Annotated in this window: 15 protein-coding genes, 4 tRNA genes, 1 other RNA gene and 1 pseudogene; 10 read left to right on the top strand and 11 right to left on the bottom strand. The window is 72.0% G+C overall.

Annotation, left to right across the window (positions count from 1 at the left end; all coding sequences use genetic code 11):
- Positions 1-169 precede the first annotated feature (169 nt).
- The 3 genes from purL to purS are packed head-to-tail and all read right to left on the bottom strand — an operon-like array spanning position 170 to position 3,365.
- Positions 170-2,428 carry a phosphoribosylformylglycinamidine synthase subunit PurL gene (purL, locus tag FHS34_RS40380; protein WP_184975466.1) on the bottom strand — a complete coding sequence of 753 codons (2,259 nt, stop codon included), beginning with the start codon at positions 2,426-2,428 and terminating at the stop codon, positions 170-172.
- Positions 2,425-3,105 carry a phosphoribosylformylglycinamidine synthase subunit PurQ gene (purQ, locus tag FHS34_RS40385; RefSeq protein WP_184975469.1) on the bottom strand — a complete coding sequence of 227 codons (681 nt, stop codon included), beginning with the start codon at positions 3,103-3,105 and terminating at the stop codon, positions 2,425-2,427. Before purQ ends, purL begins: the two co-directional genes overlap by 4 nt.
- Positions 3,102-3,365, bottom strand: coding sequence for a phosphoribosylformylglycinamidine synthase subunit PurS (purS, locus tag FHS34_RS40390; protein WP_184975473.1), 264 nt, complete (start codon positions 3,363-3,365; stop codon positions 3,102-3,104). The genes purQ and purS overlap by 4 nt, the downstream gene beginning before the upstream one ends.
- Before the next feature lie 310 nt (positions 3,366-3,675).
- Between purS and FHS34_RS40395 the strand changes: the two genes are divergently transcribed.
- The 8 genes from FHS34_RS40395 (at position 3,676) to FHS34_RS40430 (ending at position 8,328) form a co-directional block, all read left to right on the top strand.
- Complete coding sequence (locus FHS34_RS40395; protein WP_014673610.1) at positions 3,676-3,993, top strand: histone-like nucleoid-structuring protein Lsr2; 318 nt, start codon at positions 3,676-3,678, stop codon at positions 3,991-3,993.
- Between the two features lie 167 nt (positions 3,994-4,160).
- A tRNA-Gly gene (locus tag FHS34_RS40400) sits at positions 4,161-4,232 on the top strand.
- Between the two features lie 80 nt (positions 4,233-4,312).
- Positions 4,313-4,385 (top strand) — tRNA-Gly (locus FHS34_RS40405).
- 127 nt (positions 4,386-4,512) lie between these two features.
- Positions 4,513-5,451, top strand: coding sequence for an ABC transporter ATP-binding protein (locus FHS34_RS40410; RefSeq protein ID WP_184975476.1), 939 nt, complete (start codon positions 4,513-4,515; stop codon positions 5,449-5,451).
- A 107-nt stretch (positions 5,452-5,558) separates the two neighbouring features.
- Positions 5,559-6,335: an ABC transporter permease gene (locus FHS34_RS40415; RefSeq protein WP_225817448.1), complete on the top strand. Its 777-nt coding sequence runs from the start codon at positions 5,559-5,561 to the stop codon at positions 6,333-6,335.
- A gap of 17 nt (positions 6,336-6,352) precedes the next feature.
- A complete protein-coding gene (locus FHS34_RS40420; RefSeq protein ID WP_184975482.1) occupies positions 6,353-7,618 on the top strand; it encodes a sensor histidine kinase in 1,266 nt (421 codons plus the stop codon).
- Complete coding sequence (locus FHS34_RS40425; RefSeq protein ID WP_184975485.1) at positions 7,615-8,229, top strand: response regulator transcription factor; 615 nt, start codon at positions 7,615-7,617, stop codon at positions 8,227-8,229. Before FHS34_RS40420 ends, FHS34_RS40425 begins: the two co-directional genes overlap by 4 nt.
- Before the next feature lie 23 nt (positions 8,230-8,252).
- Positions 8,253-8,328, top strand: a tRNA-Gly gene (locus FHS34_RS40430).
- 104 nt (positions 8,329-8,432) lie between these two features.
- Here the strand turns inward: FHS34_RS40430 and FHS34_RS40435 are convergent.
- The 6 genes from FHS34_RS40435 to ffs form a co-directional block, all read right to left on the bottom strand.
- Positions 8,433-9,332: a phosphoribosylaminoimidazolesuccinocarboxamide synthase gene (locus tag FHS34_RS40435; protein WP_184975488.1), complete on the bottom strand. Its 900-nt coding sequence runs from the start codon at positions 9,330-9,332 to the stop codon at positions 8,433-8,435.
- 71 nt (positions 9,333-9,403) lie between these two features.
- On the bottom strand, positions 9,404-10,897 hold the full coding sequence (locus tag FHS34_RS40440) for a N,N-dimethylformamidase beta subunit family domain-containing protein (protein ID WP_184975492.1): 1,494 nt from the start codon (positions 10,895-10,897) through the stop codon (positions 9,404-9,406).
- 217 nt (positions 10,898-11,114) lie between these two features.
- Entirely contained in the window at positions 11,115-12,980 is a 1,866-nt protein-coding gene (locus FHS34_RS40445; RefSeq protein WP_184975495.1) for a M48 family metalloprotease, read from the bottom strand.
- A 340-nt stretch (positions 12,981-13,320) separates the two neighbouring features.
- On the bottom strand, positions 13,321-14,580 hold the full coding sequence (gene purD / locus FHS34_RS40450; protein WP_184975498.1) for a phosphoribosylamine--glycine ligase: 1,260 nt from the start codon (positions 14,578-14,580) through the stop codon (positions 13,321-13,323).
- Positions 14,581-14,669: 89 nt separating this feature from the next.
- Positions 14,670-16,958 (bottom strand): DNA polymerase III subunit gamma and tau, encoded by a 2,289-nt coding sequence (locus FHS34_RS40455; RefSeq protein WP_184975501.1) that lies wholly within the window; start codon positions 16,956-16,958, stop codon positions 14,670-14,672.
- Positions 16,959-17,034: 76 nt separating this feature from the next.
- Positions 17,035-17,131, bottom strand: an RNA gene (gene ffs / locus FHS34_RS40460) — signal recognition particle sRNA small type.
- Between the two features lie 130 nt (positions 17,132-17,261).
- Between ffs and FHS34_RS40465 the strand changes: the two genes are divergently transcribed.
- A tRNA-Ser gene (locus tag FHS34_RS40465) sits at positions 17,262-17,349 on the top strand.
- Positions 17,350-17,771: 422 nt separating this feature from the next.
- Here the strand turns inward: FHS34_RS40465 and FHS34_RS40470 are convergent.
- Together FHS34_RS40470 and FHS34_RS40475 are read right to left on the bottom strand one after the other, a co-directional pair.
- Positions 17,772-18,208, bottom strand: a pseudogene (locus FHS34_RS40470) (ATP-binding protein).
- 275 nt (positions 18,209-18,483) lie between these two features.
- Positions 18,484-19,224 (bottom strand): GntR family transcriptional regulator, encoded by a 741-nt coding sequence (locus FHS34_RS40475; RefSeq protein WP_184975504.1) that lies wholly within the window; start codon positions 19,222-19,224, stop codon positions 18,484-18,486.
- Between the two features lie 133 nt (positions 19,225-19,357).
- Between FHS34_RS40475 and FHS34_RS40480 the strand changes: the two genes are divergently transcribed.
- The gene (locus FHS34_RS40480; RefSeq protein ID WP_245002614.1) at positions 19,358-20,398 is read left to right on the top strand and encodes a DUF1152 domain-containing protein; all 1,041 of its coding nucleotides are present in this window, start codon (positions 19,358-19,360) and stop codon (positions 20,396-20,398) included.
- Positions 20,399-20,508 lie beyond the last annotated feature (110 nt).

Raw genomic sequence — 20,508 nt, forward strand, 5'->3', positions numbered from 1 at the left:
AGGGCCTGGCGTGCGGTGGCGAGCGCCGCGCGGAGCGGTACACCTGCGCGGGGTGGCGGCGTACACCTCGGCGATGGACACCGTGTTCCTGTGCGGGGCCGGCGGACGGTGGCCGCATGACGACGAAGGCCCGCCCGTTGCCACGGGCGGGCCTTCGTCGTACGACCGCTTACGCCAGCAGCGCCGGGATCGTGCCCTCGTGGGCCTCACGCAGTTCGGCCAGGGTCAGCGAGAACTCGCCCTGGACCTCCACCGCGTCCCCGTCCACGACACCGATGCGGGTGGCCGGCAGGCCGCGCGCACCGCACATGTCGTTGAACCGGAGCTCCTCCGAACGCGGCACGGCGACGACGGCGCGCCCGGCCGACTCGGAGAACAGGAAGGTGAAGGCGTCCAGACCGTCGGGCACGACCAGACGCGCGCCCTTGCCGCCGAGCAGCGCCGACTCGACCACGGCCTGGACCAGACCGCCGTCGGACAGGTCGTGCGCGGAGTCGATCATGCCGTCGCGGGAGGCGGAGATCAGGATCTCGGCCAGCAGGCGCTCCCGCTCCAGGTCCACCTGCGGGGGCAGGCCGCCCAGGTGGTCGTGGATCACCTGGGACCAGGCGGAGCCGCCGAACTCCTCACGGGTGTCGCCGAGGAGGTAGAGCAGCTGGCCCTCCTCCTGGAAGGCGACCGGGGTGCGGCGGGCGACGTCGTCGATCACGCCGAGCACAGCGACGACCGGGGTCGGGTGGATCGCCGCCTCGCCCGTCTGGTTGTAGAGCGAGACGTTGCCGCCGGTCACCGGGGTGCCCAGCTGCTGGCAGCCGTCGGCCAGACCGCGCACGGCCTCCGCGAACTGCCACATCACCGCCGGGTCCTCGGGCGAGCCGAAGTTCAGGCAGTCGGAGACCGCGAGGGGCTTGGCGCCCGTGGTGGCGACATTGCGGTAGGCCTCGGCCAGGGCCAGCTGGGCGCCCGCGTACGGGTCCAGCTTGGCGTAGCGGCCGTTGCCGTCCGTCGCGATGGCGACGCCGAGACCGGTCTGCTCGTCCACGCGGATCATGCCGGAGTCCTCCGGCTGGGCGAGGACGGTGTTGCCCTGCACGAAGTGGTCGTACTGGGAGGTGATCCACTTCTTGGAGGCCTGGTTGGGCGAGGCCACCAGCCTGCGGACCTGGTCCTTCAGCTCGTCCGGGGTCTCGGGCCGCGGCAGCTTGTTCGCGTCGTCGGCCTGGAGGGCGTCCTGCCACTCGGGGCGGGCGTACGGGCGCTCGTAGACCGGGCCCTCGTGCGCGACCGTGCGCGGGTTGACGTCGACGATCTTCTCGCCGTGCCAGAAGATCTCCAGCCGGTCGCCGTCGGTCACCTCACCGATGACGGTGGCGATGACGTCCCACTTCTCGCAGATCTCCAGGAAGCGGTCGACCTTCTCCGGCTCCACGACCGCGCACATGCGTTCCTGCGACTCGCTCATGAGGATCTCCTCGGGCGAGAGCGTGGAGTCGCGCAGCGGGACGTCGTCCAGGGTCACGCGCATGCCACCGGAGCCGTTGGAGGCGAGCTCCGAGGTGGCGCAGGAGAGACCGGCGGCACCGAGGTCCTGGATGCCGACGACGAGCTTCTCCCTGAAGGCCTCCAGGGTGCACTCGATGAGGAGCTTCTCCTGGAAGGGGTCGCCGACCTGGACGGCGGGGCGCTTGGAGGGCTTGGCGTCGTCGAAGGTCTCCGAGGCCAGGATCGAGGCGCCGCCGATGCCGTCGCCGCCGGTCCGGGCGCCGTACAGGATGACCTTGTTGCCCGCGCCGGAGGCCTTCGCGAGGTGGATGTCCTCGTGCCGCATCACGCCGATGGCACCGGCGTTGACCAGCGGGTTGCCCTGGTAGCAGGCGTCGAAGACGACCTCGCCGCCGATGTTGGGCAGGCCCAGGCAGTTGCCGTAGCCGCCGATGCCCGCGACGACGCCCGGCAGGACGCGCTTGGTGTCGGGGTGGTCGGCCGCGCCGAAGCGCAGCGGGTCCACGACCGCGACCGGGCGGGCGCCCATCGCGATGATGTCGCGGACGATGCCGCCGACGCCCGTGGCCGCGCCCTGATAGGGCTCCACGTAGGAGGGGTGGTTGTGCGACTCCACCTTGAAGGTGACCGCGTAGCCCTGGCCGACGTCGACGACACCGGCGTTCTCGCCGATGCCGACGAGCAGGGCGTCGGACTGCGGGGCCTTCTCGCCGAACTGGCGCAGGTGGACCTTGGAGGACTTGTACGAGCAGTGCTCGGACCACATGACCGAGTACATGGCGAGCTCGGCGCCGGTCGGGCGGCGGCCGAGGATCTCCACCACCCGCTCGTACTCGTCCTTCTTCAGACCGAGTTCGGCCCAGGGCAGCTCGACGTCGGGGGTCGCGGCCGCGTGCTCGACCGTGTCCAGAGGCGTCCGGCTCATGCGTTGACCAGCTTCTTGAGGATCGAGGTGAAGAACGGCAGGCCGTCGGTACGGCCCGTACCGATCAGCGGCTCGACGGCGTGCTCGGGGTGCGGCATGAGGCCGACGACGTTCCCGGCCTCGTTGGTGATGCCGGCGATGTCCCGCAGCGAGCCGTTGGGGTTGAAGTCCAGGTAGCGGAAGACGACCCGGCCCTCCGCCTCCAGCTTGTCGAGCGTGTACTCGTCGGCGACGTACCGGCCGTCCATGTTCTTCAGCGGGATGTGGATCTCCTGGCCCTGGCGGTAGTCGCCGGTCCACGAGGTCTCCGCGTTCTCCACCCGCAGCTTCTGGTCGCGGCAGATGAAGTGGAGGTGGTCGTTGCCGAGCATCGCGCCCGGGAGCAGATGGGCCTCGGTGAGGATCTGGAAGCCGTTGCAGATGCCGAGGACCGGCAGTCCGGCCTTCGCCTGCTCGATCAGGGAGCCCATCACCGGCGAGAAACGGGCGATGGCGCCGGCCCGCAGGTAGTCGCCGTAGGAGAAACCGCCGCACAGGACGACGGCGTCGACCTGCTTGAGGTCCTTGTCCTTGTGCCACAGGGCGACCGGCTCGGCGCCCGCGAGGCGGATCGCACGCTGGGTGTCCCGGTCGTCCAGGCTCCCCGGGAAAGTGACGACGCCAATACGAGCGGTCACTTGTCCGCCTCCGCGACTTCGTCGACCCGGACCGTGAAGTCCTCGATCACGGTGTTGGCGAGGAAGGATTCCGCGAGATCGCGGATCCGGGTGAGCGCGGCCTCGTCAACCGGCCCGTCAACTTCCAGTTCGAAACGCTTTCCCTGACGTACGTCCGAGATCCCTTCGAAACCCAGACGCGGCAGCGCACGCTGGACCGCCTGGCCCTGGGGGTCGAGGATCTCCGGCTTGAGCATGACGTCGACTACGACGCGTGCCACTGGCACTCCCGGTGTGTGGTGCTGAGCAGGTTCCTTCAGACTACCCGCACAAAATTTCTACGCGAGTAGAGTTGGAGGAAAGTACGTGAGGCGCATCACGATCGGGTGTCGAAGTCGCGCACCCGTGAAAAGTTCTGGGAAAGTTCCACAGTCCGCCCGTTTCACCTATTGCGCCCGGACACGCGGACGGATTTAGTCGGGCTTCACTTTCCTTTGCCGGGCACTGTACAAATGAATTGGCAATAGCCGATACTCGGCATGTCGTCGGCGCTGAGCTGTAACGACGTGCCGCACGAAGGGACCGATATTCGTGGCGCAAAAAGTCGTGGTCACTCTCTTTGACGACATCGACGGCTCGGAAGCGGCGGAGACGATCGCCTTCGGACTCGACGGCAAGTCGTACGAGATCGACCTGAACGAATCCAACGCCGAAAAACTGCGCAAGGCGCTCGCGCCCTACGTCGAGGCCGGCCGCAAGCGGTCGCGGTCCGGCAAGGCGTACAAGCAGACGGAGGTCGCCCCCGACCCGGCGGCCGTCCGCGCCTGGGCCCAGGCCAACAAGATGGACGTCCCCGCGCGCGGACGCATCCCGAAGAAGGTCTACGAGGCGTTCAGCGCCGCGCAGTGAGCCCGCGAAGGGGCGTGCCCTCAGGGTCCGTCAGAGGACCCTGAGGGCCGTGCACTTGGGACATACGGGGCCCGAGGGGGAGTCGACTTGCGCTACCCCCCTGCTGATCAGCTAATGTCTGGGACACACCGAGGGGCGAGGCCGACAGGCCGGATCCCGAGGACCATGCGGGTGTAGTTCAGTAGTAGAACATCCCCCTTCCAGGGGGAAGGCGCAGTGTGCGATCCCTGTCACCCGCTCTGCATCGCCGTCCCGACCACTGTTGTGGATCGGGTAGGCTGGTGCCCGCACCGGTCGGTGGGAGCCGATCGGGAGCAGTGCGGACGTAGCTCAGTTGGTAGAGCGCAACCTTGCCAAGGTTGAGGTCGCGAGTTCGAGCCTCGTCGTCCGCTCGGGAAAGAGACCCCGGTCCAATGGACCGGGGTCTCTTCGTTGTCCGGCACCGGCGCTGACATTTGTCATGCCCAGTGATGACACCGCGCACTGCCGGGCGGAAAGCGGCGCCGGGACGCTGGTGCCATGGACATCGACGAACACGAGCACGTGATCGAGGTCACCGACCTCAAGCGCGTCTACGGGGGCGGGTTCGAGGCCGTACGCGGAATCACCTTCTCCGTGGCACGGGGAGAGATCTTCGCCCTGCTGGGCACCAACGGCGCCGGAAAGACCTCGACGGTCGAACTGCTGGAAGGACTCGCGGCGCCGGCCGGCGGACGGGTCCGGGTGCTGGGCCACGACCCCTTCCGCGAACGGTCCGCCGTACGGCCCCGCACCGGCGTGATGCTCCAGGAAGGCGGCTTCCCCGCCGAACTGACCGTCGCGGAGACCGCCCGCATGTGGGCCGGCTGCACCAGCGGGGCCCGCCCGGAAGCCGAGGTGCTTCAGCGGGTGGGGCTCGCCGGCAAGCACGGGGTGCGCGTCAAGCAGCTGTCCGGCGGTGAACGGCGGCGCCTGGACCTGGCGCTCGCCCTGCTCGGCGATCCCGAGGTGCTGTTCCTCGACGAGCCGACGACCGGGCTCGACGCGGAGGGCCGCCGTGACACCTGGGCACTGGTGCGCGAGCTGCGGGCCGCGGGCACGACCGTGCTGCTCACCACGCACTACCTGGAGGAGGCCGAGGGCCTCGCCGACCGGCTCGCCATCCTGCACGCGGGCCGGATCGCCGTCTCCGGAACTCCGGCCGAGGTCACCGCCGGCCGCCCCTCGCGGATGTCCTTCGAACTTCCCGACGGCTACTTCCTCGGCGATCTGCCGCCCCTCGCCGACCTCGGCGTCTGCGGGCACGAGAGCGACGGCCGGGTGGTCCGGCTGCGCACCACGGAACTGCAGCGCACCGCCACCGGTGTGCTGACCTGGGCCGACCGGGCCGGAGTCGAGCTGCGCGGACTGGACGTCCGCTCGGCCTCGCTGGAGGAGGCGTTCCTCGGGATCGCACAGGAGCAGGGGGTGGCGGCATGAGCGGGGTGCGCATGGACGCGGCAGGCGGCGGCCGCGGGGCCGGCACGGGAACAGCGGACGGCGAGACGAGCGGGGTTCACATGGGAGCCGGCGGAACGGTTGGCGGGATGCGCGGGGCGTTCGCCCCCTCGGCGCGGCGGCTACGGGCCCTGGCACGGGCCGAACTCGCCCTGCTCGGCCGCAACCGCGGCGTCGTCTTCACCGCACTGGCCGTACCACTGGCCATCCCGTTCACCATGCGCCCGGCCCTCGACCAGCTGGACCTGGCGAAGGCCGGGCTGAGCATCGGCACGACGCTGCTGACCACCGCCATCGGCTTCTCCTTCCTCTTCGCCGTCTACACCGCCCTGGTCAGCGCCTACGTCGCCCGCCGCGAGGAACTCGTCCTCAAACGGCTGCGCACGGGCGAGCTGTCCGACACCGAGATCCTCACCGGAACCGCGCTGCCCCCGGTCCTCCTCGGCCTCGCCCAGGCCCTCGTCCTGTGCGCCGGCTGCGCCGCGCTGCTGCACACGGGGGCTCCGAAGGCGCCGTACCTGCTGCTGCCCGGACTGCTCGCCGGACTCGTGGTCAGCGCCGCGCTCGCCGCCCTCACCTCGTCCTTCACCAGGACCGCCGAGAGCGCCCAGGTGACCGCGCTGCCCCTGATGTTCCTGTCCATGGCCGGGTCCGGGATCTCCGTGCCCACCGAGTTCATGCCCGACCGGCTCGCCTCCGTCTGCGAACTCCTCCCGCTGTCCCCGGCGATCCGCCTGGTGCGCGGCGGCTGGACCGGCCAGTTGAGCGCGTACGAGACACTGGGCGCCCTCGCGACCGCGCTGGCCTGGACGATCGTGGCGGTGTTTGCTGTACGGCGGTGGTTCCGGTGGGATCCACGGCGCTGAGGAACGGGGAGGCGCGGATGCTGGGACGCGTACGGCGGTGGCAGCAGCGGCACTGGGTGGAGCGGAGCAAGGCCGAGCGGGTGGAGCTGCAGAGCCTCGGCACCTGGCACATCAGCATCTGGATCTTCTCGCTGAGCTGGCTGCTGCTGCCGCTCGTCGGCGGACTCGATCGACGGCCGCTGCCGCTGGCCCTCGGCGCGCTGCTCGGCGCCGTCGGCCTGCTCCAGTGCTGGGCCGCCGGCCGGCTGCTGCGGCCCGCGCTGGACCACTACCTCGGCCGTGCCGTGCTGCCGGCGGGTGCCCTGCGCGGCGCGGTGTGCCTGTGCGTCCTCGCGCTCGCGCTGACCGCGACGCTCAGGGCCGTCGACGGAGCGGAGCCGTTCACCGTCCAGCTCGCGCTCGCCGCGCTGCTCATGCCCCTCGGGCTGCCGTACGCGTTCCTCGTGCCGATCCGGGTGTACCTGCGCCGGGCCGCGGGACTCGCGGTGGTGGTCGTCGCCGTCTTCGCGGCGGTGCGCCCGAGCGGCCTCGACCTGGTCGCCACCGCGGCGTTCGTCGTCTTCGCCGCCGGCTTCGCCCTCCTCGCCACCCGCTGCGGCGCCTGGACCCTCTCCGTGCTCTGGGAGGCGGAGCGCGCCCGGGAGATCGAGGCCCGGCTGGCCGTCGCCGAGGAACGGCTGCGGTTCGGGCGGGACCTGCACGACGTGCTGGGGCGGAACCTGTCCGTGATCTCCCTCAAGAGCGAGCTGGCCGTCCAACTGGCCTTGCGCAAGCGGCCGGAGGCCGTGGAGCAGATGATCGAGGTGCAGCGCATCGCCCAGGAGTCGCAGCGGGAGGTGCGGGCGGTCGTGCGCGGTTACCGGGAGGCCGATCTGGGGGCCGAACTCGCCGGTGCGCAAGGAGTGCTGGCCGCGGCGGGCATCGCGTGCGAGGTCCGGGCGGAGGCCACCGGGCTGCCCGCCGAGGTGCAGTCCGCGCTCGGCTGGGTGGTGCGCGAGGCGGCCACCAACGTGCTGCGGCACGGCGACGCGAGCCGGTGCGAGGTGGGACTCGAGGTGGTGGAGGGACATGTGGTGCTGACGGTGGAGAACGATGGAGCCGTGACGTCGGGCGGGAGCGGCGGCTCTGGACTCGCCGGGCTGCGGGAACGGCTCGCCGCCGTGAACGGGACCCTGGAGGCGGGACTCACCGGCACCGGCCGGGACCGGTTCCGGCTGGTGGCGGAGGTGCCCCTCACGACCGCCGGAGACGTACCCCTGACGGTGAGAGGAGTCACCTCGTGAGTGCGCCGGTACGGCTGTTGCTCGCCGACGACGAGCATCTGATCCGGGGTGCGCTGGCCGCGCTGCTGTCGCTGGAGGACGACCTGCTGATCGTCGCGGAGGCGGCGAGCGGGCCCGAGGCGCTGGCGATGGCACGGGCGCACGAACCCGACGTGGCCGTCCTGGATCTCCAGATGCCGGGCGCCGACGGTGTGAAGGTCGCCACATCCCTGCGCGTCGAACTGCCCGGCTGCCAGGTGCTGATCGTCACCGGTCACGGGCGGCCCGGGCATCTGAAACGGGCGCTCGCGGCCGGTGTGCGCGGGTTCGTCCCGAAGACCGTCAGCGCCCAGCGGCTCGCCGAGATCATCCGGACCGTGCACGCCGGAAGCCGTTACGTCGACCCGGAGTTGGCCGCCGACGCGATCTCCGCCGGGGACTCGCCGCTGACCGCGCGGGAGGCCGAGGTGCTGGAGCTGGCCGCCGACGGCGCACCGGTCGCGGAGATCGCCGAGCGGGCCGCGCTGTCGCCGGGGACCGTGCGGAACTACCTCTCCTCCGCCGTCACGAAACTCGGTGCCGAGAACCGGCATGCGGCAGTGCGTCTCGCACGCGAGCGAGGTTGGGTATAGTTGCTCTCGCGCCACGGCGCACTGCGGACGTAGCTCAGTTGGTAGAGCGCAACCTTGCCAAGGTTGAGGTCGCGAGTTCGAGCCTCGTCGTCCGCTCCATGGAGAAGCCCCCGGTTCCGGCCGGGGGCTTCTTGCGTCGGCCCCCGGTGTCCGCCGGGGGCCTTCTGCGTGGGTGCCCCCGGCGGGCGCCGGGGGCCGGGGCGTCAGCTCCAGCCGATGCCCGTCAGGTGCTCGTACGCCTCCACGTACTTCCGCCGGGTCGCCTCGACGACCTGCTCCGGCAGCGGCGGCGGGGGCTGCTCGCTCCTGCGGTCCCAGCCGGACTCCGGCGAGGTCAGCCAGTTCCGCACGAACTGCTTGTCGTACGACGGCTGGGCGCGGCCCGGCTGCCACTGGTCGGCCGGCCAGAAGCGGGAGGAGTCCGGCGTGAGGACCTCGTCGGCGAGGACGAGGGTGTCGCCGTCGAAGCCGAACTCGAACTTGGTGTCGGCCAGGATGATGCCCCGCTCCCGGGCGATGTCCCGGGCGCGCGCGTACACGGCGAGCGTGGTCTGGCGCAGCTGGGCGGCGGTCTCCGCGCCGACCTGGCGGGCCACCTCCTCGTACGAGACGTTCTCGTCGTGCTCGCCGACCTCGGCCTTGGCGGCCGGGGTGAAGATCGGTCCGGGGAGTTCGGAGCCGTCGACGAGCCCCTCGGGCAGCGCGAGCCCGCAGACCGTACGGGACTCGTTGTACTCCAGCAGGCCGGAGCCGGTGAGGTAGCCGCGGGCCACGCACTCCACCGGGACCATCTTCAGCGACTTGCAGACCAGGGTGCGGCCCGCCCAGTCGGCCGGGGCGCCCTCGGGCAGCTCGGTGCCGATGACGTGGTGGGGGGCGAGGTCGCGCAGCTGGTCGAACCACCACAGGGAGAGCTGGGTGAGGACGCGGCCCTTGTCGGGGATCTCCGTGGGCAGCACCCAGTCGAAGGCGGACATGCGGTCGCTGGCGACCATCACGAGGTCGCCCGCCTCGTTCTGGTACAGCTCGCGCACCTTTCCGGTGTGCAGATGCACCAGGCCCGGAACCTCGATCGGCTCGGGCTTTTCTACGAATCCGGACACGGTTCCTCCCCGTGGCTCTGTCCAAGTGCCTCGATTCTCCCGTATGCGGGTGGCCGGGGTGCGGTCAGGGGTCAGTCGCGTTTGCAGATGCGGTCCAGCAGGTTCGCCGTGGCCCGCTGGATGCGGGGGTCCCGGTGGCCGGGGCGGTCCAGGGACGGGGACCAGGCGAAGGTGCCGGAGGCGAACACCCAGGCGCCGGAGGGTGCGCGGTAGAGCGAGGTCTCCTGGTGGCGCAGGACTCCGTCGTTGTCGGTGTAGGGGGAGTGCGCGAGCAGGATGCGCTCTTCGTGCTCGGGCAGCGGGGTGCGCGGGAAGTAGCGGTCCGCCTCGCCGGCGACCAGGCCCGCGATCTCGTCGCCCTCGTGCGCGCCGGTCGCCTCCCACAGCCAGTGGCCGCCGTTGCGGACGATCAGCGGGTGCGGCTCGGGCACCCGGCCCGCGTACTGGATGCCGGCCAGTTGCTGCTCGGGACGGTCGATCTCGCGCCAGAGCACCGGTCGGCCCGGGCCCCTGCGCTTGCGGCAGGTCAGCAGCCGGTCCGGGACGCCGGACGGGGACGGCCCCAGCTCCACCTGCCAGTACATGGTGTTGGCGGAGAGGAAGACCAGCGAGGTCCCGCGGTCGCGGGCGTCCTCGACGGCCCGGCGCATCGGCACCGTCCAGTACTCGTCGTGCCCGGGGAAGACCAGGCCGCGGTAACGGGTGGGGTCGACGCGGCCGGCGTGCAGGTCACGGGCGTCGGCGTAGGCGAGGTCGTAGCCGTAGCGCTCGGCCCAGCGGATGAAGTCGTAGGCGTGGCCGACGTGCAGGGGCAGGCCCGCGCCCGCGTAGGGCCGGTCGAAGGAGACCGTGGTGGCCGCGTCGGCCTCGCCGAGCAGCCGGCCCTTCTCGTCCCAGGCGTGGTAGAGGCTGGCGCCGGTGTGGCCGTCCTCCGGGTAGAGGTTGTACGCCTGCCAGGTGATGTCGGGCAGCAGCAGGAGCAGGTCGGCGGGGTGGTCGTCGCGGACCGTGAAGGGCACGTGGGAGCGGTAGCCGTCGGCGGTGGTCAGGACGGCCACATAGGCGCCGATGCTCCAGTGGGAGGGCACCTGGAGGCGCCAGGACAGCCACCAGTGGTGGCAGGAGACCGTGCGGTCGGCGGTCAGCGGCGGCGGCTGGACGATGCCGGACAGCCGCGGGCTGGTGGTGATCTTGGAGGCGCCGTCGCCGCCGTAGTGGCCGATGCGGTAGATGTCGACGCCGAACTCCTGCGGCGGGTCGACCGTGATGTGGAAGTCGATCGCCGCACCGGGCGTGACGGCGCCGGTGGAGGTGAACCCCTTGATCTGCCGGTGCACGTCGTCGGCCGAGCGGGGGCCGGAGGTGGCCGCCCGCGGGGCCGGGACGCGCCTGCCTCCGGCGAGCTGCTGCGGGCTGGGGTCGACGTACCAGGGCACGACGTGACCGGTGTCGTCGAAGTACGTCTCGCTGCCGCGCAGCCAGGGCACCGGGCCCTGACCGAAGGGGTCCGTGACGGCGTGCGCGAGTGCTCCGGACTCCCAGCGGCGAATGTGGTCCGAGGCCATGGTCGCTCCCCTCCCTCATGCCCCCGTGGCTGTCTCGGTGGTGCTCGCTGTGCTCGCTCTGCTCGACCGTGCTGTCGTATGTCGCGTGCCTTTGCCAAGGGCGTGGTCGGTCCCAGCACATCACATAACGCACGGGCTCGGTCACTACTCGTTGCGAATTGACCTGAAGTGGAAGTCGTCTTTCCGTTACGACGGTGAAAAGGACGCTACGGCGGTGTCACACCAGCCGCACGGGCTTCTCCGGACGTATGCCGGACGCGGCCAGCCAGTCGCGCAGCGGGCCCGGGTCTCCCTCCTCGATCAGGCTGAGGACCCTGGGGGTCAGATCGGCGGCCCGCTCGCCGCCCAGCAGCAGCGACGGGCCGTCCAGCCAGTCCAGCCCGGGAAGGGCGCCGGCGGTGTCGACGGCCGCGCAGCACACCATCGCCTTGACGTGGTCGGTGAGCAGCTCGCGGGCGGTGCGCTGGGGCTGGAGCGGGAAGGGCGGCAGTACGCAGTCGCAGGCCGTCGACAGGGTGGTCTCGGGGCCCGTACGGGCCGCGCCGCCGTCCGATACGGCGGCCTCCTCCCGGGCCAGCTCGGCGCTCAGCCCGGCGGCCAGGGCGGCACTGCGCTCGGTGGCGCGATCCGCGTCCTCTTCGTCGTCGTACGCGCTCTGGGCATCGGGCTCGGAGGCGGCGAGCGGGACGGTGGCGGGCGGGGCGGCGGGACCCGGGTCGGCCGGTGGGTTCAGGGGAGCCGCCGTCGGAGTGTCCGGGTCCTGGGGGCCGGTGTCGCCGGCGTGACCGGTGTGGTCCGGTGTGGCGGCCGGCTCGGCGAGGTGGTCCAGGAGGCGGGCCAGGGTGGGACCGCCGGGGTCGGGGACCCCCGGGTCGAGGGAGGGGCGGACCCCGAGGGCGTCCAGGACCCGGTGCAGCCGGGCCGCGTCGGCGCGCCAGGTGCGGTCCACGACCTCCTCCGGATACGCCTGCCAGTCCACCGGGGCCCAGCCGGAGCGGGACTCGGCGGGACCGCCGTGGAAGAGGTGGGCGGCGAGCAGCGAGGTGGCCTCGTCCACCGCGCCGGGCTCCTCCAGCAGATCGCAGGCCGGACGCTCGCCGAGCCGGGAGGCGAAGCCCTCGGCCAGCCGGTCGCGGCGGGACAGCTCGGTGAGCGCCGCCACCACGCCCGCGTCCAGCCGGGACGGCCAGCGGCCCATGCGCCAGGCGGGCAGGGCGACCCGGGTCAGCAGCCGGTCCCAGCCGGCGTAGGCGAGCCCGACCTGCTCCTGGGCGACGATCCGCAGGCCGTAGTCGACCGCCTGGGCGCGCTCGGCCGCCGCCGCGGCGACCCCGCGTTCCATCTGTGTCGCGTGCTCCCGGCAGCCGCGCAGCAGCAGCCGGGCCGTCCAGCCGAGGGCCGCGCACAGCCCGCGGGTCAGCGGGCAGCGGCCCGGGGTCGAGGCGACGGCCACGGCCGCGTCCAGCCCGCGGACGAAGCGGCGGGCGGCGGCTATGTCCGGGTGGGCCGAGGGGCCCGTACCCGCGACGACCGGGGCGAGGACCGCCCGCAGCTCGCCCACGCGCATCCACCACAGGAACGGGGAGCCGATGACGAGGACCGGCGCGACCGGGGTGCGGCGGCGGCCCGGGCCCGCTATCTCGTCGGGCGCCGGACGCGGGGGCGGGCCGTGCGCCGCATGGGTACGGTCCTCCAGCCAGCTGTCGCAGTCCGGGGTGAGCGCTATCGCCGAGGGAGCCGGCACGTCCAGGCGGTCGGCGAGGTCGCGCACCATCCGGTACAGGTCCGGGGCGGACCCCTCCGGGATCGGGACCGTGGGCGTCGTGGCGGGGCGGGCCCGGGCCACGACGACGGCGATGGCGGCCGCGGCCAGCAGCACCAGCACCGCGAGCACGCCGACGACCCACCGGGCCGTGTCCCAGCCCGGGCCGACGAAATGGCCGGTGGAGGCGCCGGTCAGCAGGATCACCGCGGCGCCCGCCGGCAGCACGGCCACGCCCAGCGCCCGGCCCCGGACCCGCAGCACGGCGAGGGCCCGGGAGCGCGCGGCCTGCGCGCCCGCCTCCACACCGATTCCGGTCACGTGCCGACCTCGCCCCCTCCCTGCCGATCGCGTGCCGCCCTGGTCTTGCTCACTCCCCCACTGTGGCACCCGTCGGTGACATCGCAATGCCGGTGGGCCAAGTGCCGGAACGCTTGCGCGGCACCCTAGTTGGGGCCCGGGCGCCCGTCAGCCGGATAGGCGATTGCTCACTCGATGGAATGGCTTTGGTCAGAGCTGGGTGACAGACAGCAAAGATCAGGCCCCGGATCATGTCCGGGGCCCGATGCGGTACGAGGGTGCGCGGGAGCGGAGCGCCCACCGGCGCCGGCGGCCCGCGGCCGAGGGCTGACCGCCGTCGGCCGGCCGCGCCGGCCGGTGGTCAGGCCCGCGCCTCCGCCGCCGCCTTCGCGGCGATGTCGGTGCGGTACTGCGAGCCGTCCAGGCCGATCCGGCCCACCGCCCGGTACGCCCGCTCGCGGGCCTCGCCCAGGTCCTGCCCGGTGGCCGTGACGGACAGCACGCGTCCGCCCGCGCTGACGACCGCGCCGCCGTCCCGCCGGGTGCCGGCGTGCAGCACGTACGCGTGCGGGGCGTCCTCGGCGGCCACCGCGTCCAGGCCGGTGATCGGGTCACCGGTGCGCGGGGTGTCCGGGTAGTTGTGCGAGGCGACGACGACGGTGACCGCCGCGTCCTCGCTCCAGCGCAGCGGCGGCAGGTCGGCGAGGTTGCCGGTGGCGGCGGCCATCAGGACACCGCCCAGCGGGGTCTTCAGCCGGGCCAGCACGACCTGGGTCTCCGGGTCGCCGAAGCGGGCGTTGAACTCGATGACCCGGACTCCGCGCGAGGTGATCGCGAGACCGGCGTAGAGCAGCCCGGAGAAGGGCGTGCCGCGGCGGTGCATCTCGTCCACCGTCGGCTGGAGCACGGTCTGGAGGACCTCGTCGACCAGCTTCGGGTCGGCCCACGGCAGCGGCGAGTACGCGCCCATGCCTCCGGTGTTCGGGCCCTCGTCGCCGTCCAGGGCGCGCTTGAAGTCCTGGGCGGGCTGGAGCGGGACGACGCTCTCGCCGTCGGTGACGGCGAACAGGGACACCTCGGGGCCGTCGAGGAACTCCTCGATCACCACGCGCTCGCACCCGGCCGCGTGCGCCCTGGCGGTCTCGAGGTCGGAGGTGACGACGACGCCCTTGCCCGCGGCGAGACCGTCGTCCTTGACGACGTAGGGGGCGCCGAAGGCGTCGAGGGCCTCGTCGACCTCCTCGGCGGTGGTGCAGACGTAGGAACGGGCGGTCGGCACTCCGGCCGCCGCCATGACGTCCTTGGCGAAGGCCTTGGACCCCTCGATCCGCGCGGCCTCGCCGGAGGGGCCGAACACCGGGATGCCCGCCGCGCGGACGGCGTCGGCGACACCGGCGACCAGCGGGGCCTCCGGGCCGACGACGACCAGTTCGGCACCGAGGCCGGTGGCCAGCCCGACGACCGCGGCGCCGTCGAGCGCGTCGACCTGGTGCAGCTCGGCGACCTCGGCGATGCCGGCGTTGCCGGGGGCGCAGTGCAGCGCGGTGACGTCGGGGTCGAGGGACAGGGAGTGGCACAGGGCGTGTTCGCGGGCGCCGCTGCCGATGACGAGGACCTTCACGGGGGTCAGCCTACTGGCAAGGTCGCCGAAGTCCGGGCCGCGGGTTTGTCGGTCTTTCCTCCAAAGCCGCCGGATGCGGTCGCCGCCGGCTACTCGTTGGAGAACTCCTCCATCACCGTCGCCCCCAGTTCCCGCACGATCAGCTCGTGGCCGGACAGGGCCGACTCGTCCAGATCCGGGTCGTCGTCCTCGGGGATGTCGTCCTCGGGGGCGACGGGCGGCGGCTCGGGGGCGGCGGCCGGCCGGGGCGCCGGGGCGGGCGCGGCCGGGGCGCCGCCCCGGGGTGCGGCGGACGCCTGCGGGGCTGGCTGGGGGGGCGCGGGGCGTGCCGCGGCCGGGGCGCCGTGGCCACCGCCCGGGGCACCGCCGTAGCCGCCGGCGGGAGAGCCGCCGAAGCCACCGCCTCCGCCGAAACCGGGTGAGCCGCCGGGGGCGGGCGGGGCGGAGCCGCCGCCGGACGGGTCGACGATCGCGTCGATCTTCCACTGCACGTTGAACTGCTCGGCCAGGGCCTGCCGCAGCACGTCCTCGCTGCCGCTGCCGGAGAAGTTGTCCCGGGCGCCGGCGTTCACGAAGCCGAGCTGGAGGGTCGTGCCGTCGAAGCCGGTCACCTGGGCGTTCTGGCTGAGCAGGATCCAGGTGAAGCGGCGGCGGTTCTTGACGGCCTCCAGGATGTTCGGCCAGAGCGCGCGGGGATCGGGGCCGCCGGCGGGGGCGGCGGGGGCGGGCGCCGCAGCCTGGGCGTGGGCCTGGGCCTGGGGGGCCGTGGGTTCGGGGGCGGGGCGGCCCGGCTGCTGCTGTGACTGACCGGGGCCCTGTCCCGGCCGGCCGCCCGCCGGAGCGGCCGTGGGCCAGCCGCCGGGGCGCCGGCCGCCGCCCGCGGGGGCGGCGGTGGGCCAGGCCCCGGGCGCGGGGGCGGACGGGGGCTGGGTCTCGGGAGCGGGGGTGGCCGCCGGGGCGGCGGCCGGGGCCGCTGGGGCGGGAGCGGGCGCCGCAGGTGCCGGGGCGGCGGCCGGAGCCGGCTCGGGCGGGGCGGCGGGGGCCGCGGGGGTGCCGGGACCAGCCGGGGCGCCGGGGGCGCGGACGGCGGCCCGGGCCGCGGCGGGGCCGGTGCCGGGCGGCACGGACGGTGCGCCGGCGCCCGGCATCGGGGCGCCGGCGTGGGCCTCGGGGCCGGGGACGTAGCCCATGGCGGGTGCGCCGGCGCCGGCCGAGAAGCCGACGCCGCGCTCCAGGCGGTCGAGACGGGCCATCAGGGACCGCTCGTCGCCGTAGGCGGCGGGGAGCAGGACGCGGGCACAGATCAGTTCCAGCTGGAGGCGGGGCGAGGTGGCGCCGCGCATCTCGGTCAGGCCCTCGTTGACCAGGTCGGCGGCGCGGCTGAGCTCGGCCGCGCCGAACGTCTCGGCCTGGGCCCGCATCCGCTCCAGGACGTCGGCCGGGGCGTCGAAGAGCCCCTTCTCCACGGCGTCCGGCACGGCGGCCAGGATCACCAGGTCCCGCAGCCGCTCCAGCAGGTCGGCGACGAAGCGCCGCGGGTCGTTGCCCCCCTCGATGATCCGGTCGACGACCTCGAAGGCGGCGGCCCCGTCACCGGTGGCGAAGGCCTCCACGACGGAGTCGAGCAGGGACCCGTCGGTGTAGCCGAGCAGGGAGGTCGCCATGGCATAGGTCACACCCTCCTCGCCGGCGCCGGCGAGGAGCTGGTCCATGACGGACATGGAGTCACGCACGGACCCGGCGCCGGCGCGCACGACGAGCGGCAGCACGCCGTCCTCGACCGGGATGTCCTCCTTCCCGCACACCTCGCCCAGGTACTCCCGCAGGGTGCCCGGGGGGACGAGCCGGAAGGGGTAGTGGTGGGTCCGCGACCGGATGGTGCCGATGACCTTCTCGGGCTCGGTCGTGGCGAAGATGAACTTGAGGTGCTCGGGCGGCTCCTCGACGACCTTCAGCAGCGCGTTGAAGCCGGCCGACGTGACCATGTGGGCCTCGTCGATGATGTAGATCTTGTACCGGCTGCCCGCGGGCCCGAAGAAGGCCTTCTCGCGCAGCTCACGGGCGTCGTCCACGCCACCGTGGGAGGCCGCGTCGATCTCGATGACGTCGATCGAACCCGGCCCGTTGCGCGCGAGGTCGCGGCACGACTGGCACTCCCCGCAGGGGGTCGGCGTGGGACCTTGCTCACAGTTCAGACAGCGGGCCAGGATGCGCGCGCTGGTCGTCTTGCCGCATCCGCGCGGCCCGCTGAACAGGTACGCGTGATTGACCCGGTTGTTCCGCAGCGCCTGCTGCAGCGGGTCGGTGACATGCTCCTGCCCGATGACCTCGGCAAAGGTCTCCGGGCGATAGCGGCGGTACAGCGCGAGAGACGACACGCATACGAGGTTAATGGCGCCCACCGACAACGGGCTCCGCCCACGGAACCGGAACGCGGCCCACGGAACCCGGAACGCAAAGGGCCCCCCACGCACCCGCCAGAGCCGACCTACCCTTGCTGCCTTCCGGCCCTGGGGGAGTTCAGTCAGATAGCGCCGCGTGAGGGGCTGTGCCCCACAGTACCCGATGCCGGGCCGCGCGCTGTACCCGGTCGCCCCTCGGTCGCGCTCTCGGTCGGACCCGAGGACGGCCTGCGGGAACGGGTTCGCGAGCACCCTCCTCGGTCATGTAATGTTTCCGGCGGAGGATTCGCCTAGAGGCCTAGGGCGCACGCTTGGAAAGCGTGTTGGGGGCAACCCCTCACGAGTTCGAATCTCGTATCCTCCGCCAGTGCCTCACCGGGCACGTTGTCGAAGGGCCCCACTGTTCGCAGTGGGGCCCTTCGACGTTGTCCGTCTCAGTTTCCGTCTCAGTTGGTTTTTCCTCGGAGCCGGGTGGCGTCCAGAGCGCGTCACCGACCTGCTGGGCGACCTTGCGGAGCATGACTCCCGTCACATGCATGTACCGCGCTCGCATCCGGGCCGCTCCCCCGGGCTCTGTCCACTTCCACGCCGTCATCCGCCTCGACGGCCCGGAAGGCGGCGACACCGCTCCACCGGTGTGGGATCAGCCGTCTCCGGCAGGGTGACGGTCGATCGAGCCTTATGGGTCGGTTCTCCTTCCGTTCCGGGGGCGGGAACAGGTACCTCGCCGACCTCCACGAGACGACCAGGAGTCCGCGACTCGTCGCTTCTCGGTCATGTCGCTCCCCCTCAGGCGTGCCAGGCATCGGCCATCACGAAGGACACGACCGTCCGCCGAAGGCGCTGGGCCCTGAGTGCCACGAGTCGGCGAGGGAATCGACCAGCAGCAGGCCGCGCCCGTGCGCTTCCTCGGCGTCCGGCCGGCGCAGCCGCACGTTCGCTGGAAAGCCCGGGTTGTGGACCTCCACCCGAAGCGAGGCCCCATCACGGAACCACTCCACCCGGACGAGCCACGGCTCATCGGACCGGCCGTAGAGGATGGCGTTGGTCACCAGTTCCGAGATCATCAGCACACAGTCGTCGACCGAGCAGGCCGGGCTGTAGGGGGCGATGAACTTCTTGAACCAGCGTCGAGCCCGGGGCACCGATTCAGGGGTCGGGTGCAGCGTCATCGCCCCGAGCCGGGGTGACTCCGGAGACGGGTTGCGGTCGAGCAAGTAGGCCATCCGTGCTCACTCCTTGCCGGTGCCGTCGCAGTCGAGGCAGCGTCGCTTCGATGTGGCACGGGCACGGGTTCACGGTGGAGAGCGCCAGCGTGGTGCGCGAGCTGACGCGCTTCCATCCGCGCCCCCGGCAACCCCGGCAAACTAAGCGCGCGTCCTGTTGCCGCCGCTGACTCGTCACGCCCGTGCCCCCTTCCGTAAGTGGCCTTAGCCACTTACTGGATAGTGGCATTAGCCACTCGCGGCGTGCAAGCGGTTCGACGTAATCGGACGAACCGTCAGGTGAGCGGATAGCCCTGTTCGAAGGCCCAACGGTGAGGCGGGTACGTCGCCTCGGCGAACTCCAGCGGTCGGTCCTGGAGGTCGAAGACCACGTGATGAACCACCAGCACGGCCGAACCGCCCTCCAACTGGAGGTCCGCCGCCTCCTCGTCGGTCGCCGAGCGAGCGCACATGCGGTCTTCCGCGTAGCTTCCTTGACGTCCCGTCATGGTCTCTACGTACATCAGGGTGCCTTCTTGAATCCGCTCCGGGTCCATGAGCTTGGGTGCCTTCTGACCGACGTCCGGCGCGAACCAGGAGGTGGACAGGGTGATGGGACCGTCCTGGTTGTTGGTGACACGCCGCCGATGCACGGCCCGCCGGTCCTTCGTCAGCCCCAGCGCCTCGGCGACGTGGTCCGGCGCCTCCATCCAGCCGGCCGACGTGATGACCGCGTACTCACCAGGGGTGTAGATCTTCCGCGTCTGGCGAGCGCGCCCGTACAACTCCCGCGCACGGCGATTGACTTCCAGACTCCGGACGTAGGTACCCGATCCTTGCCGCTTCTCGACCAGGCCCTGATGGCTCAGCGCCTCCAACGAGCGGGCAGCCGTCGGCCTGGACACCTTCCAATCCGCCGCAAGTTGACGTTCCGAGGGGACCTCGTCCCCCGGTCGCAAGTCTCCCCGAAGGATCTGATCGCGGATGAAGTGCGCGATCTGGAGATACTTCGGCTGAGCCTCCTCGATCTGAGGCATGTGCCCTCCTCGCCCAAGTGGCTATGGCCTCTAGCCACTATAGGGTGAGTGCCAGATTCGAACCCGTACGCTGGGCAGCATGACGCGGTTGATCGTCGCAGCAGGAGGAGGTGGCGACGCAGTCGCCGCCGCAATGCTTCACGCCGCCCTGTACGGCGACGAGGACCAGGCGGTGATCCTCACGTACGCGTGGGACCGCCTGCTCATCGACCCGGTACCGGGCCCACGAGGAGCCCGCGACTTCACCGGCCTCCAGCAGATCACCCCGGCCGTCTCGGCAGTGCCGGCCGAGGCCCGTCCGATCGCACCAGCCGGTTCCACACTGCCGAGGCTCGCCGCGGAACTCCCGCATACCTTCGCACTGCTCGACCCGTACCAAGGTGCCGAAGGCGTAACGCGTCAGCTGGAAGAACTGGTCAGTCACCTCGGGCCGGAGTCCATCGACCTCCTGGACGTGGGCGGTGACATCCTCGCCCGGGGCGACGAGCCGACGCTGAAGAGCCCTCTCGCCGATGCCCTCACCCTGGCCGCTGCCTGCCAGGTGAACGCGTCGGTCCGCCTCCTGGTCGCCGGCCCCGGCCTGGACGGCGAACTCTCCCCGGACGACCTCCGCCCGATGCTCGGTTCTGTCATCCACACCTTCACCGCAGACGACGTGCAGCGGATCAGCACAGTCCTGGAGTGGCACCCCTCCGAGGCAACCGCGATGCTCGCCGCAACGGCCCGAGGTGTCCGAGGCACCTGCGAGGTACGCGATGCCGGCCTGCCTGTAGCTCTCACCGACGAGGGCCCCCGAGTGCACGAGGTCGACCTGGACGAAGCGGTGAGCCGCAACAGCCTGGCCCGGGCCATCATGACGACCGCTGCCCTGGACGAGGTCGAGGCACACAGCCGCGAGATGTGCGGCTTCTCCGAAATCGACTACGAGCGCAACAAGGCCGCGTGGCTGAAGGACCAGTCACCGGTGGAGCTGGACGCCGAATCCGTGTTGCCGCAGCTGGACCAGTTCGAGGCGGACGCCGGCAGACGCGGAGTCACCCACACGACGTTCCGCCGCATCACCGAGGCTCTGAATCTCAACGGCTCGCAGCGCAGCGCCCTGCGCCAGTTGCTCATCGACAGCCGCCCGGAGCAGTACGACGCGCCCTTGTGGCGCATCACTAGGACTGCCTGAGTAACAACTTCTCCAGCCGATCACCCGGCGCCTGAGCACCTCTTCCGCCTCCACCAGAGCCGCCCGCACTTGCTCCAGCTCGGCTTCGAGATCCTCCACCCGCACCGCCG

Source organism: Streptomyces echinatus, from assembly GCF_014203595.1.
GTDB lineage: Bacteria > Actinomycetota > Actinomycetes > Streptomycetales > Streptomycetaceae > Streptomyces > Streptomyces echinatus.

Bases quoted from the DNA above. Each gene is read 5' to 3' on its own strand.
- FHS34_RS40480 (WP_245002614.1), top strand. From the start codon at position 19,358: ATGCTTCACGCCGCCCTGTACGGCGACGAGGACCAGGCGGTGATCCTC.
- FHS34_RS40440 (WP_184975492.1), bottom strand. From the start codon at position 10,897: ATGGCCTCGGACCACATTCGCCGCTGGGAGTCCGGAGCACTCGCGCAC.
- FHS34_RS40410 (WP_184975476.1), top strand. From the start codon at position 4,513: ATGGACATCGACGAACACGAGCACGTGATCGAGGTCACCGACCTCAAG.
- FHS34_RS40420 (WP_184975482.1), top strand. From the start codon at position 6,353: ATGCTGGGACGCGTACGGCGGTGGCAGCAGCGGCACTGGGTGGAGCGG.
- FHS34_RS40475 (WP_184975504.1), bottom strand. From the start codon at position 19,224: ATGCCTCAGATCGAGGAGGCTCAGCCGAAGTATCTCCAGATCGCGCAC.
- purL (WP_184975466.1), bottom strand. From the start codon at position 2,428: ATGAGCCGGACGCCTCTGGACACGGTCGAGCACGCGGCCGCGACCCCC.
- FHS34_RS40415 (WP_225817448.1), top strand. From the start codon at position 5,559: ATGCGCGGGGCGTTCGCCCCCTCGGCGCGGCGGCTACGGGCCCTGGCA.